This window comes from Acinetobacter sp. LMB-5 (assembly GCF_001541635.1).
GTDB lineage: Bacteria > Pseudomonadota > Gammaproteobacteria > Pseudomonadales > Moraxellaceae > Acinetobacter > Acinetobacter pittii.
The window spans coordinates 141,734-155,372 of sequence record NZ_LRDR01000009.1 but is presented as its reverse complement, the minus strand read 5'-3'; the positions used below and the strand labels follow the sequence as shown (position 1 = coordinate 155,372).

11 protein-coding genes are annotated in these 13,639 nt (G+C 40.4%); 6 read left to right on the top strand and 5 right to left on the bottom strand.

Going from position 1 to position 13,639, the window contains the following annotated elements; genetic code table 11:
• Positions 1 to 101: 101 nt before the first annotated feature.
• The 4 genes from AW165_RS14135 to AW165_RS14120 form a co-directional block, all read right to left on the bottom strand.
• A complete protein-coding gene (locus tag AW165_RS14135; protein ID WP_060466179.1) occupies positions 102 to 1,031 on the bottom strand; it encodes a LysR family transcriptional regulator in 930 nt (309 codons plus the stop codon).
• A 132-nt stretch (positions 1,032 to 1,163) separates the two neighbouring features.
• A complete protein-coding gene (locus AW165_RS14130; RefSeq protein WP_060466178.1) occupies positions 1,164 to 1,958 on the bottom strand; it encodes a substrate-binding domain-containing protein in 795 nt (264 codons plus the stop codon).
• 91 nt (positions 1,959 to 2,049) lie between these two features.
• Positions 2,050 to 3,360 (bottom strand): MFS transporter, encoded by a 1,311-nt coding sequence (locus AW165_RS14125; protein ID WP_019767947.1) that lies wholly within the window; start codon positions 3,358 to 3,360, stop codon positions 2,050 to 2,052.
• A gap of 277 nt (positions 3,361 to 3,637) precedes the next feature.
• On the bottom strand, positions 3,638 to 4,567 hold the full coding sequence (locus tag AW165_RS14120; protein WP_005803313.1) for a LysR family transcriptional regulator: 930 nt from the start codon (positions 4,565 to 4,567) through the stop codon (positions 3,638 to 3,640).
• A 791-nt stretch (positions 4,568 to 5,358) separates the two neighbouring features.
• Between AW165_RS14120 and AW165_RS14115 the strand changes: the two genes are divergently transcribed.
• The 6 genes from AW165_RS14115 to AW165_RS14090 all read left to right on the top strand — a co-directional run bounded on the left by AW165_RS14115 (position 5,359) and on the right by AW165_RS14090 (position 12,467).
• Complete coding sequence (locus AW165_RS14115) at positions 5,359 to 6,411, top strand: Bug family tripartite tricarboxylate transporter substrate binding protein (protein ID WP_060466177.1); 1,053 nt, start codon at positions 5,359 to 5,361, stop codon at positions 6,409 to 6,411.
• Between the two features lie 54 nt (positions 6,412 to 6,465).
• Positions 6,466 to 6,912, top strand: a complete 447-nt coding sequence (locus AW165_RS14110; RefSeq protein WP_014208457.1) for a tripartite tricarboxylate transporter TctB family protein — start codon at positions 6,466 to 6,468, stop codon at positions 6,910 to 6,912.
• A gap of 12 nt (positions 6,913 to 6,924) precedes the next feature.
• Positions 6,925 to 8,424, top strand: a complete 1,500-nt coding sequence (locus AW165_RS14105; RefSeq protein ID WP_060466176.1) for a tripartite tricarboxylate transporter permease — start codon at positions 6,925 to 6,927, stop codon at positions 8,422 to 8,424.
• A gap of 49 nt (positions 8,425 to 8,473) precedes the next feature.
• A complete protein-coding gene (locus AW165_RS14100) occupies positions 8,474 to 9,520 on the top strand; it encodes an AbrB family transcriptional regulator (protein WP_060466175.1) in 1,047 nt (348 codons plus the stop codon).
• A gap of 160 nt (positions 9,521 to 9,680) precedes the next feature.
• A complete protein-coding gene (locus tag AW165_RS14095; protein ID WP_060466174.1) occupies positions 9,681 to 11,066 on the top strand; it encodes an outer membrane protein transport protein in 1,386 nt (461 codons plus the stop codon).
• 33 nt (positions 11,067 to 11,099) lie between these two features.
• The gene (locus AW165_RS14090) at positions 11,100 to 12,467 is read left to right on the top strand and encodes an amidohydrolase (protein WP_060466173.1); all 1,368 of its coding nucleotides are present in this window, start codon (positions 11,100 to 11,102) and stop codon (positions 12,465 to 12,467) included.
• A gap of 57 nt (positions 12,468 to 12,524) precedes the next feature.
• On the opposite strand, the gene AW165_RS14085 is transcribed toward AW165_RS14090, so the two are convergent.
• Positions 12,525 to 13,532 carry an AraC family transcriptional regulator gene (locus AW165_RS14085; RefSeq protein WP_060466172.1) on the bottom strand — a complete coding sequence of 336 codons (1,008 nt, stop codon included), beginning with the start codon at positions 13,530 to 13,532 and terminating at the stop codon, positions 12,525 to 12,527.
• Positions 13,533 to 13,639: the final 107 nt, after the last annotated feature.

Genomic DNA, 13,639 nt, shown 5'->3' with positions numbered 1-13,639 from the left:
ATTTCTCCCTTTCTCAGCTAGGGCTAATGTAGCTTTAAAAGGAAAGGTGAAGTGAGAGGCTAGGCTTGAATGGGTGTTTAGTAAAAATAAACACTAATGGCTTAAGTGTTTATGAGTTCCGCACCGGGCCAGCGCTTTTCATTAATCAAGTTTGCTACACAGGCACGAATCACCACCTTCGTGGCTAAGGTGGCAGGCGAGAGTTCTTCTTCAGAAAGACTAATTAAATAGTTAATGCGTTCGATAGCAGGTTCTACAATGCGCAGTAAACATAGGTCTTGCCGTGAGTTTAACGATGCGCCCGCAGGTTGGATGGTTGCCATTTCGAGTTGGCTGATGCTTTCCATTAATAAGTGCAGTCCATCAATTTCATAAGCCACTTTAAGCTGATGAATTTTCTGTTCGAGCAATAAACGCAGTCCATGTCGTTGACTTGGTAAAATCAGAGGAAGTTCTTTAAGCTGCGAATGAGTAATGGCTTGAGTGTCGATACAGCTTTCAAGGTCGTACTGACTCAGCACTTCTTTAGGCGAGATTAAAAACATCTGTTCTTTGACTAAGGGCTGTATGGCCCACTGTGGGTCAACATCATCACTAAAGATGATGGCAACATCGAGCTGCCTTGCATTCACTAAGGCTTTGAGGTCACCCGATAACCCTTCAATTAAACGGACTTTAATGTCGGGGTAACGGTTTCTCATGAGTTTTAAAAAGTGTGTGCCAATAACAGCCGCAACACTTGGCGAAAAACCTACGGTGACGTGACCACTTAAACGTGAAGAGTGTGCAGAGTCTACGGCATGGTCTAGGTGTCTAAGAGCCAGTTGCACTTGTTGAAAAAAAGCTAAACCCGCAGGGGTGGGAACCGTACCCAAAGCGGTACGTTGTAAAAGGCGAATAGAAAGCTCGCTTTCTAATTTTGAGATTTGCTGGCTTAAGGCAGAAGTTCCAATATCGAGATTTTTTGCAGCTTTACCCAAGCTTCCTGACTCGATCACTGCAATAAAATACTTTAATTGTTTGAGTTCCACGGCAAATACTACATTAACCTTTATGGATTAATTCTACACTGGTTTGTCGCTATAGTTTTTACTCTATTGCTTTGAGTAAACTGGCAATAGAGTAAAGGCAACATCACCTCAAGATGTTGCCTTTTAGAGCTTTTATTCTTTAACCTGCTCAAGACCCTGTTCTTCAATAATTTGTGTTGCTTGTGACGATTTCACAAATTTAATTAACTCTTTTGCGACTTTTGCATGTTCCGAGTTTTTACCAATGCCTGCCGAAAATACCGTCACTTTTTGATAAGGTGCAGGGATTGGACCGACTAATTCAACTTGACCATATTTGCCAGTAAAAGGTTTGATTTCACTAATTTGCTGGAAACCAATATCAAACTGGCCTTCGGCGATACGTTTTGCAACGCGGTCACCAACTACTTTTTCTGCCTTACTTGAAATTACTTTGTACTCGACAGGCGGGAAGCTTGGGAAAACATCTTTTTCAAGATGCGTACCGCTCGCACTTGCTGAATAGCCGATGTGCTTGGCATTTAATAAAACTTTTTCAAACTTTTCTGCAGAACTAATGTCTGGCTTTGGCGCACCTTTAGGCACAGCCATACCAATGCTTGAATTCACTAAAGCACTTTGTGAATTGGGGTCTACATAACCCTTTTCTGCGAGCTTGCTCAGTTCAGGAGCAGCCAAGACCACCACGTCAAAACGTTCACCACGATCGAGTCGATTTGGAATTGCAGTTGGTGATGCACCCATTGATGAACCAGACGAGAGATGCACAGTATGGCCTGTTTGTTTTTCGAATAATGGAATGAGTTTTTCCATAGATGAATAAAAACCGCCTGAGCTAATCACTTCGATTGTATCTGCGTTAGCAAGAGTTGAGCCTAAGCCAGCACCAGCTAGGCAAATGGTCATGAAGATAGGGGACTTTTTCATAATATCTCGCTTTAATGACAGGAGAACACAGTACGGAGACGTAAGATCTGCCGTACTGTTCATTAAAATTTCAGGTTAAATAGTTGTTGTTTTAAGCGCTAATTTTTGCAGGTTCAGCAATCGCGTCAGTATTTTTCTGTTTAGAACCACGGCATAGATACAAGCTTGAGATAAGGCTACAGACCGCAGCAAGCATGAGCCAGAAAGCAGGGGTGCTTGGGTTGCCTGTGTTTTCGACAAGGAAGGTACAAGCCATTGGTGTCATACCACCAAAAATAGCGGCTGCAAGGCTGAATGCTAAAGAGAAACCAACTGTACGCACACGTTTCGGCATCACTTCTGCAAGGGTTGCGACCATGGTTCCGTTGTACATACCAAAGAAGAACGAGAAGTAAGCAAGCGTAATTAGAAGGTTTGAGAAGCTAATGTTGCTCACTAACCAACTTAAAACCGGATAACTTGTAAAGAGAGCAAGTGTGGTAATGCCGACTAGAACTGGACGGCGGCCAATTTTGTCTGAAAGCAAACCACCCATTGGTAACCAGAAGAAATTAGACAAACCAACAAACACCGTTGCTAAAAGGCTATCTGTTACTGACATTTCTAAAGTACGTTTTGCATACACTGTGGTGTAAACCGTAATAAAGTAGAAAGTGGTCGTCGTCATTGCACTCATCATCATGCCTGCAAGGACGATGCGCCAGTTGCTCGCCAGTGTGCTAAAAATTTCTTTTGTTGAAGGATGAGTCTTTTGCGATTTAAAGTCTTCAGTTTCCTCTAAAGTACGACGGAACAAGAAGATTAACGGAATAATCAAACAACCAATTAAGAACGGAATACGCCAGCCCCATTCACCCACTTGAGCAGTAGTTAAGATGGTGTTGAGCCAGTAGCCAAGTAATGCGGCAAACACAACAGCAACTTGTTGGCTGCCAGACTGCCAGCTTGTGATAAATCCACGATTTTTATCCGTTGCAATCTCTGCTAGATAAATAGAAACACCGCCAGATTCAACACCTGCCGAGAAGCCTTGTAATAGACGTCCAATCACCACCAAAATCGGCGCAATAATACCTATGGTTTCGTAACCCGGTACAAAGGTAATTAAGATGGTTCCGATGGCCATAAGACTTAAAGTAACAATAAGACCTTTACGTCGACCAACTCTGTCGACATAAGCTCCCAAGAAAATAGCGCCGAGAGGACGCATAAGAAAGCCCGCAGCAAACACGGTAAATGTCATCATTAAAGAGACATATTCATTTTCAGAGTGGAAAAATTTTGCCGCGATATAAGTGGCATAGAAACCAAAAAGAAAAAAGTCGTACTGCTCTAAAAAGTTGCCACTCGTTACATTTAATATTTTTTTAAAAGTAGACCTACGGTTATTCACGACATCCATTGGAGACCTCCTTGGCCTGACAAAATGGAAACATTCACGATTTTCGAGGCTGGACCTAAATTGATTCAATCAATAAATCTAAAGAGCAAATAGGTTAGAGATGAGATTTAGCGAGGTCCTTTGCAGAAAATGTGATGCCTTGTTTCCAGTTCAAACTACACATCTGTATTTCGATAAGCAGAAAACCACTTATCATTCGGACGAAAATGTAATCTCAAAAAGCAGGAGGGAGTGAGAGGGCAAAATTAATTAGGTATTTAATAAAATTAATGACTCTTTATAAAATAATTTCAGAACATGGCCAAATTTGGTTTTGAATCAAATCTTTCACGCAAGCCTTAATGGCTGACTTTGCGGCAAGTGCAGCAGGTGATAATTCTTCTTCGGCAAGGCTTACCAAGTAATTGATTCGTTCAACTTCAGGGTCTACTAACTTGAGTAATTGAAGCTTATGTTTGTACTCTTGCAGACAAGCGCTACCTGGGCGGACGCTGGCAAGGTCGAGGTGAATTAGACTGTCCATGAGTAAGTGTAGGCCATCAATTTCATAGACGACATTAAGCTGACCAATCTTGTGCTCAAGCAACTTTCTTAAGCTATGGCGCTGACGTGGTAGTACTAAAGGAAGGTCTCCAATTTGTTGAGACTGAATAACGCCACTTTTGATGCATTCGGCAAGGCCATATTCTTCTAGCACTTCCTTGCGTGCCATTAAATACATTTGCTCGCGTACCAAAGGCTGTATTGACCACTGTTTATCAATTTCATTGGTAAAAATAATCGCGATATCGAGCTGACGCGAGTTAATAGACTGAATTAGATTGCCCGATAGCGTTTCCACAATCTCTAAACGAATGTCTGGGTAACGTTCAGACATTAGTTTCATTAAAGGGATGCCAATCAAAGCCGTAATAGTCGGTGGAAAGCCAAGGCTGACATGACCTGAAAGTCGTGCAGAATGAGCAGCATCTACCGCGAAGTTTACTTGACGTAAAATAAGTTGAGAATGTTTTAAAAAGGCGAGACCTGCTGGAGTAGGGGTTACACCAAAGGCATTACGCTGTAATAGGCGAATGCTTAGCTCTTGTTCTAATTTACTAATTTGCTGGCTAATAGCAGAAGCACCCACATCAAGTTTTTGGGCAGCTTTACCAATACTACCTGCTTCAACCACAGTCAAAAAATACTTTATTTGTTTGATTTCCATAATAAATGTGTTCGCTCATCATCCTTGATTTAATTTGTACAGATATGAAGGATTGGGAAATCTATCATGCGCTTTAATATTAACAGCAATCCATAAAAAAGATCTTTAATTTGATATTCTAAAAATAATAAAACGATCTTTTTCAACTTTAATATTAAAATTTATTCTCTAACTTTTATTTATTATTACGATAAATTTACCGCTAGATTTTCAGTCTTTCACATTCCCTATTCTTAGAATTTTAACCTATTTAATTTTACTAATGCCCCCTTTAATTTATTGGTATCACGATGTTTTCTTGATCTGTGCTTTAATCTTTTCAAATGAAAAAAGGAGCACATTAAATGCATGATGCATTAGAAAATATGATGGATTTTCAAATTATGAAGAAGAGTAACTGATTCAATAACTATTGGAAAAATATATGAGTATTTAGCTCATTTGATCAGAAGAGAAGATTGGGTAAATAGGTTTATTTATTTGAATATTAACGTTACCCATAGCATGGATATGCAAAAGACAACTCAATAGATTACGTTTTTACTATTTTGTTGTTATTCATCAGTATTATTTAACCGAAGCATTTTTAGATATTTTGCAAAGGTTTTAATTCTCATTATAGATCTGGTGATTGCCCTAACTTTCCCTCTACTTAGCTATTTTTTTCAGTCGATTGATTCGTAATTTTTATAGTAACGCTCCATTACTGAAGTTCGCTGTGAAAAGCGCATTTCAAAACATAAGACCAAAACTAAAAACCGATAAGCATGATCGTGCCAAGGAGGTCGATTATGGAGATTGGTAAAAATCAAAATATGAATAGAGCAAAACGTTATAAGGATGTATGTAACATGAAAAATTTAACTTTACTCGCATTAACATGCGTCAGTGTGACAATGGCTGGGTGTGGTTCAGGAAATGCTTCTAAAGAGGCGGGTCAGCCAAAACGCCCGGAATGTATAGCCCCAGCCAAGCCGGGTGGCGGGTTTGATATGACCTGTAAATTGATTCAATCTGGCTTTAAACAAACAGACCAGCTCAAAGATCCAATACGCGTAACCTATATGCCGGGTGGGGTAGGTGCCGTAGCCTATAACAAAATCGTAAACAGTGATCCTGCGAATAATAATGCCGTGGTTGCATTTTCCACTGGTTCACTTTTGAACTTAGCACAAGGAAAATTCGGACACTTCACTGAAAAAGATGTGAAATGGTTGTCTGGCGTCGCCGTCGATTATGGTCTGGTTTCGGTACATAAAGACTCACCATTGAAAAACCTTGATGACTTGATGAAAGCACTCAGAGAAAATCCAAAAGCACTTAGCTTTGGTGGTGCCGGAAGTGTGGGTGGTCAAGACTGGATGCAAACAGCAATGTTGGCAAAAAAAGCAGGTATTAGTCCTGCCGATTTAAGATTTGTTGCACTTGAAGGCGGTGGGGAAGTGCTGACTTCATTACTTGGGCAGCATATTCAAGTTGGGGTCGGCAATATTAGTGAAGTCAGTTCATACCTAGAGTCTGGTGATATTCGGGTATTGGCAGTTTTTGCTAACAAGCGTTTAGATGGGAAGTTCTCAAAATTACCTACTGCAAAAGAGCAAGGCTATGACATTGAGTGGCCGGTGATCCGTGGTTTCTATATGGGGCCAAAGGTCAGTGATGAAGCTTATGGTTGGTGGAAAAATGCCTTCGATAAAATGATGGCTAACCAGAAATTTGATGCAGTCCGTGAAAATCAGGATCTACTCCCATTTCAGATGACAGGTGAAGAACTCAAAGCTTATGTTTATAAACAGACCGCGGAAATGCGGCAGTTATCGCAAGAATATAAATTATCACAATAACAAATCGACTGGGTTGAGAAGCTATTTTTCAGCTCAGTTTTTTTCTGAGGATAGATGATGAAATCTGAACGGATTCTTACCGCCATTATTACGGTTTGCGGGTTATTTTTGTTGATTTATGCGAGCAATTTTGAAGCCCCAATTTCCTACGACCCAGTGGGCCCTAAAGCTTTTCCTATTTTATTAATGGGCTTAATTACAGCGAGTGCAGCGTATCTCACTATTCGACCAGCCATTATGTTTGAACCCGTTGAGTTGGGATGGACAAAACATTTAATCGTTAAGTTAGCGTTATGTGCGGTGGCTTTAACGCTATACGCATTAGTTTTTGAATGGCTCGGCTTTATTGTTGCAACCCTATTAATGACCATTGCAGTGGGCAAACTTTTCCATGGCAAAACCATACCGGTTTTGGTGACAGGTTTGGTACTTAGCATCAGTACCTACTATATGTTTGACCGTTTCTTGGATGTGCCGTTACCACTTGGATTTTTTGGTTAAGGATGACCCGATATGGATGTATTAAGTTTTTTAATGATGGGGTTTGAGGTTGCCTTGCAGCCGCAGAATCTTTTAATTGCTTTGATTGGCGCATTTATTGGAACGATTGTTGGCTTATTACCGGGTTTAGGTCCAATTAATGGCGTGGCAATTTTATTGCCGTTTGCTTATGCCTTGGGTTTACCTGTAGATAGTGCCTTGATTCTATTGGCAGCGGTTTATTTGGGCTGTGAATATGGCGGACGTATTTCAGCGATTCTGTTAAACGTACCCGGAGATGCTGGGGCCATTATGACCACGTTAGATGGTTATCCATTGGCACAGCAAGGAAAGGCAGGAATTGCATTGTCTTTGTCATCGGTTAGTTCCTTTGTTGGGAGTACGGTTGCCTTTATTGGGATTGTGTTGTTTGCTCCTATATTGGCGAAATGGGCAATTGCGTTTGGTCCCGCTGAATATTTTGCTCTGATGGTTTTTGCCATTGTTTGTTTAACTGGTCTGGTCAGTACGCAGCCTTTTAAAACTTTAATTATGGCACTCATGGGCTTAGCACTTTCAACTGTGGGAATGGATGCAATTACTGGTGTATATCGCTTTACCTTTAACAGTGTGGGTTTAAGTGACGGTATTGCTTTTACTACTTTGGTTATTGGCCTATTTAGTGTAAGCGAAATCCTATTAATGCTCGAACGTACGACAATTGGTCAAGTTGCTTTAAAACAAGGAAAGCGTTCTCTTTTTAATCTTAAAGAGTTCTTTTTCTCGTTAGTTGCGATTATTCGCAGTTCAGTGATTGGTTTCTTCTTAGGTATTCTTCCAGGAGCAGGTGCAACCGTTGCAAGTGCGATGGCCTATACCACTGAACGGAAGATGGCAAAGGATAGTAGCAAGTTTGGTAAAGGTGATTTACGTGGGCTTGCTGCACCAGAAAGTGCGAATAACGCAGCGGCTTGTGGTTCATTTGTACCCATGCTGACATTAGGTGTGCCAGGTTCGGGAACGACTGCGGTCATGATGGGCGCATTGCTTATGTACAACATCGCACCAGGTCCACAGTTATTTGTTCAGCAACCAGTACTGGTGTGGTCACTGATTGCATCGCTTATGGTAGGCAATATCATTCTGTTGGTATTAAACTTGCCATTGGTAGGCTTCTTTGCCCGCATGCTGAGTATTCCTAATTACATTCTGATCCCGATCATCGCAAGCGTGAGTTTTGTTGGTGTGTATGCTATTCATAGCAATATCTTTGACTTGCTGTTATGTATGGGTTTGGGTGTATTTGGATATATTCTCAGAAAATTTGATTTTCCCTTAGCACCACTGATTCTTGGTTTTGTACTTGGCGAATTAATGGAATCGAATCTGCGCCGTGCACTTTCAATTTCTCAAGGGGAACTTGATGTCTTATGGAGCAGTAACATTAGTATAGGACTTTGGATCATGTCAGGATTATTATTGATCTTGCCAATCGTTCGTAAATACTTGTTTATCAAAAAACAGCAAGCTTAATAGGACAGCAATAATAGTCAGCATTAGTTGACTATTATTGCTCTGAATTATGGAAAAAATAAGCTCAAATCTCAAAGGATTAGCAATTGCTCTGGTCGGAGCTTTAATTGCCAAATATTTGCATATTCCCTTGCCTTGGTTGCTTGGACCTCTATTGACGGCCTTATTGTTCGGTAGTGTTGGTCATCCACTTGCCTGTGATCCCCAGTGGCGACGCATAGGGCAGGTTATTATTGGTATGGCTTTAGGCCTATACTTTTCACCAGCTTTGGTACAGGCAGTGGCAGCATATTGGGGCTTTATCCTCATAGGTTTGGCGTGGTCACTTGTGTTGGGTACATTGCTGGCTGGATTGCAATATCGAGTTAATGCCTTGGATTGGGCAACTGCATGGTTTTCTTCGGCCATTGGTAGCGCCAGTGAAATGGTGAATATTGCAGAGCGACACCAAGCTCAAGTCGATAAAGTCGTTGCCGCTCATAGCCTGAGAATTGTAATTCTGGTTGTGCTGGTCCCAATTTTTATGGAGCTTTATTTTCATGTCGAATGGACTGGTTTAAAGATACCAGTGTTGGATCAATTTAGCTTTTTTCAGGTTGTATTGCTGTTTTGTCTAGCTCTGTTTGTTGGTCAGGTTTTTCAATTTTTTAATCTTTTGAATGCTTGGATTTTGGGGCCACTCGCCATTATTGGGTTCTTGTCATTTTGCGGAATACTTCAGATGAAATTACCTGAATGGTTTACTGCCTTTGGTCAAGTCTGTATTGGTTGGTCACTAGGTAGCAAATTTCCATTTAGCTTTTTAAGAAAGAATAAAAAATTTATTGGAATCACACTGATATTCAATTTACTGGCTTTAGTGCTATCAATAAGCGTTGCTTTATTACTGGTTAATTTAAGTCATACAGAAAAACAAATCTTGATTTTAGGCCTTTCACCCGGAGGCATCGCAGAAATGTCACTGATGGCTAAAGCTCTCGGACTCGCAGTACCCATCGTCGTTTCTTTCCAACTTTCAAGATTAATTTTTGTAATTCTCACTACACGCTTTTTTTATCAATACAGTCTGCAATTATTTTTTAAATCTAAAAAGTAAGAGCTTTTTAATATAAAAACTTTGTTGTGTTTGCTGCTACACAAACGATAACTTTTCAATATGGCATCTACGGTCAAATCATTGGCGTTTGGAGCTAAGCAGAAGCATTCAAATCTACATAAAGTGAGGAATCAAAATAAAAAATATCCAGGATGGATCCATGAGTTTTGTTGTGAATAAAAAAATATTGATCTTAGGAATAACTTCAATTTGCACAAGCACCTTACATGCGGCTGCATTTGATAAAACAGGGCAGTCTGTAGCGGCATTTTTACAACCGGGTAACTATTTTGAAGCAAGTTTAGGAATCACAGATGCCGATTTAAGTGGTGTAGAGTCGGGCACAAACCCGTCACATCATTCAATTTCAGATATCGCTAACACCGATTATCGACCTACCACAGCATTAAAACTACAGTTAGCACCGCAGTATTCATTTGGCATGCTTTACGATCAACCATTTGGTGCCGACACAGAATATTCAGGCCTAAATGGCTTTGTCGCAACGCCAAAAGACACGGTGATGTTACCCGGCATTACAACAGCAGGACTTGCCAATGCTACTTCTGGTCAGGCTCCTACAGGAAATGCAAAATCAGAATTTGATATACAAAATTTAAGCTTTATTTTGGGATATCAACCCACAAAGAACTGGAATCTTTATACGGGGCTGGTCTATCAAACCTTTAAAAGTCAGGTTGAATTAAGGGGTAATGTATTTAGTCTTTACAACGGCTATGACTTTCACACCAAAACTGTAGGTGACTTGGGATGGTTAGCAGGGCTTGCCTACCAGATTCCAGAAAAAGCTGTGAAAGTCTCATTAACCTACCGTTCAGCCATTACTCACAAACTAAATGCGACTGAAAATGCCCCACTCATTGAGATGTTAAGCACTCAACAAGGTCGTGATTTAGTTAATCAGCATCTAGACTACATGATTTCTATTGGTCAGATGACTCCACAAAAGAAAGCTTACTTAAATCAGATTATTGCCAATTTGCCAGAACAAGAAGATACAGGTACAACAAAATTTAAATCTCCTGATTCAGTGAATTTGGAGTTCCAGACCGGACTTCGTCAGGGAACTTTACTGTTTGGTAGTTTACGCTGGGTAAATTGGAGTGATCTTGCTTTGCAACCTTATCGCTTCGGTGAGATCTCAAAAGTTGTTGGCGGACTATCAACGCCAAGCCGTCCAGAAGGTTTTAATTTGGTTCGTTATTATGACGACCAATGGTCTTTAAATTTGGGGGTTGGACAACGCTTTTCACCTAAATGGTTAGGCTCTGTGTCGGTTGGATGGGACTCGGGAGCAGGTGATAAAGTGTCAACGGGTGGCCCAAGCAAGGGATATTACAACTTGGGCGTGGGTGCTCAATATAGCCCGACATCGCAATACTTTATTTCTGGTGGCGTGAAGTATTACTGGTTAGGCGATGCAAAAGCTCAGCTTGGCGCACAGGCGGGTAGTGACTATTATGTAGGTGAGTTTAAGGATAACCACTCAGTCAGCTATGGCTTAAAAATTGGATATAAATTTTAAAATTAAATCAGTCATTTATAAGGTTTTAATTACATGAATAAAATCATTAAAAACAGCCTGTTTTTAGGATTATCGACTTTCATTGCAGGTTATGGAACTCTCCTTCATGCGGAAGCAAGTCCAACAACTTTGCCGGCGGTTTCGCAAAAAGCGTTAACCATTATTGATAGGCAAACAGAGTGGTTAAATAAGGTCTATAAAGACATTCATGAACACCCTGAACTTGGGTTTATGGAAACGCGTACTTCAGCAATTGTTGCCAAAGAACTTAAGTCACTGGGTTTTGACGTTAAAACGGGAATAGCCAAAACAGGCGTAGTCGGCATTTTAAAAAATGGTGAAGGGCCAACAGTCATGTACCGTGCCGATATGGATGCCAACACTGTTGAAGAAGCGACTGGTTTACCATACGCGAGTAAAGTGCGTGTAAAACTTGATGATGGAACTGAAACACCTGTAGCACATATGTGCGGTCATGATGCACATGTGACATGGATGCTCAGCATGGCAAAAACATTAGTCGCTTTAAAAAAGGAATGGAGCGGAACTATTATTTTAGTCGCGCAACCTGCCGAAGAGCCGATCACAGGTGCAAAAGCTATGGTGACCGATGGCTTATGGACAAAATATAACTTGCCAAAACCTGATTATTTCTTTGCAGTGCATACCACACCTGCACCTGTGGGCGTGGTCATCAATGCACCGGGGCCACGTATGGCGGGAACCGATCAGCTTGATGTTTTATTTAAAGGTGTGGGTGGGCATGGTTCACTACCAATGCTCACCAAAAACCCAATTAGCATGGCGGCCAATGCAGTAAATCAATATCAAACCATTATGGGTAACGCAGTTGATCCGCAGCAAGCGGCAGTATTATCGATAGGCTCAATTCAGGCTGGAAATTCGAATAACGTGATTCCTTCTACAGCATTGGTCAAAATGAACTTGCGCTGGTTTGATCCTAAAGTGCGTGAAACTATGTTAAATAACATTAAGTCTATGAGTGAAGGCGCGTCTCAAATGCAGGGGATGGGTAAAGACCAAATGCCGACCTTTACTTTTAAAGGTTCAAGCACACCTGTAATTAACAATAAAGAATTTTCGGCACGTTTAAATGGGCCTTTAAAAGCATTATTAGGCGATAAACATGTTCTAACTGAGTATCCTGCGGTTATGGGGTCAGAAGATGTTCACCATTTATTAGGCGACCAAAAAGACATTCCGTTTAACTTTATGTTTATTGGTGTGGCAGACCCAGTTGTGTTTGCAAATGCAGTCAAACAAGGCAAACCTGTGCCTTATATTCCACATAGTCCAAACTACATTGTTGACTTAAAAGCTTTGCCAGTGGGTGCTAAAGTCACTACAGTTTCGATGCTAGAACTGCTTACTAAAAAGTAAGTTACTCATAAAAAAAGATGCATTCACATGCATCTTTTTTATCTAAGTTTTTAAAAGTTAAGAGCAAGCCAGATATTTTTCTCGATAATGGATAGGTGATAAATCGGTCCAGCGGCGAAACGCGCGGGTAAAACTACTGACATCGTTAAAGCCAAGAATATAAGCAATCTCAGTAATATTATGGCTTGAGTTTTTAATATACGATAAGGCGAGTTCATGCCTAGTCTGATCGAGTAATTCACTATAAGAGGTGTTTTCGGCAGAAAGTTTGCGTTGCAGGCTTCGTATGCTTAAGCCCAGACTTTTCGCAACGTCTTGTTGTTGAAAATCACCTGTAGATAATTTTTCGATTAATTTTACTTTCACACGTGCCAATATATTTTCTTTATCGAACCGTGCCAGATAACGATTAATAATTTCATCATATTCTTGGGTGAGAGTCGGATTTGCACCTTCGAGTGGTTGTTCTATGGTTGCCGTATCAAACACAATCATATCTTTGGGTGCATTAAAAACAATCGGAGCTTTTAAAATACTCTGGAATGTTTCTAAATCTTCAGGTTCTGAACGTCTAAGTTCAATGCGTAAGGGTGAAAAAACAGAGCCTTGTAAAGCACGACTTGAACGAATAAAAACGGAAATAAATGCATCTATTGATTCGGGCTGAACTTCGTCGGGAACATGAATAACGAAATAATGATTATTTCCTTGCCCATAAAACTCTAGCTCTGGAATATCCGTAACCACACGAAAATAACGAATAATTCTTAGAAACATCTCTTTTAGAGTGGTGCTGGTAATCAGTGAATGCCCTAAGACATGAAAAGTATTTTGATTGACTTGGCTGGCAACTTTAAGGCCAAAACATGAATCTTGAGTTTTCTGAACTGCTAATTTCCATAAATTTGCTGTTTGTTTTAATGAATATCGTGCATCAGGATTACTCAGAGCCTGAATATCTAAACCTGCTTGTTCTAATAAAGGTTGACTATCAACACCAGCTTTTTCGAGCGCTTTTTGAATCGCTTTCACCCAGCTAGCCAGTGCCGTTGCTGTCTGTGGCATGTTATGTCCTATAACTTGTGATTCATATTCCTATGAACAGTATAAAAGATTCAAAACTAAAAAATCTTTTGTTTGTTTTGAATCTTTTTATTTTGGCATCCATAGCC

Bases quoted from the DNA above. Each gene is read 5' to 3' on its own strand.
- AW165_RS14130 (WP_060466178.1), bottom strand. From the start codon at position 1,958: ATGAAAAAGTCCCCTATCTTCATGACCATTTGCCTAGCTGGTGCTGGC.
- AW165_RS14125 (WP_019767947.1), bottom strand. From the start codon at position 3,360: ATGGATGTCGTGAATAACCGTAGGTCTACTTTTAAAAAAATATTAAAT.
- AW165_RS14120 (WP_005803313.1), bottom strand. From the start codon at position 4,567: ATGGAAATCAAACAAATAAAGTATTTTTTGACTGTGGTTGAAGCAGGT.
- AW165_RS14115 (WP_060466177.1), top strand. From the start codon at position 5,359: ATGGAGATTGGTAAAAATCAAAATATGAATAGAGCAAAACGTTATAAG.
- AW165_RS14110 (WP_014208457.1), top strand. From the start codon at position 6,466: ATGATGAAATCTGAACGGATTCTTACCGCCATTATTACGGTTTGCGGG.
- AW165_RS14105 (WP_060466176.1), top strand. From the start codon at position 6,925: ATGGATGTATTAAGTTTTTTAATGATGGGGTTTGAGGTTGCCTTGCAG.
- AW165_RS14100 (WP_060466175.1), top strand. From the start codon at position 8,474: ATGGAAAAAATAAGCTCAAATCTCAAAGGATTAGCAATTGCTCTGGTC.
- AW165_RS14095 (WP_060466174.1), top strand. From the start codon at position 9,681: ATGAGTTTTGTTGTGAATAAAAAAATATTGATCTTAGGAATAACTTCA.
- AW165_RS14090 (WP_060466173.1), top strand. From the start codon at position 11,100: ATGAATAAAATCATTAAAAACAGCCTGTTTTTAGGATTATCGACTTTC.
- AW165_RS14085 (WP_060466172.1), bottom strand. From the start codon at position 13,532: ATGCCACAGACAGCAACGGCACTGGCTAGCTGGGTGAAAGCGATTCAA.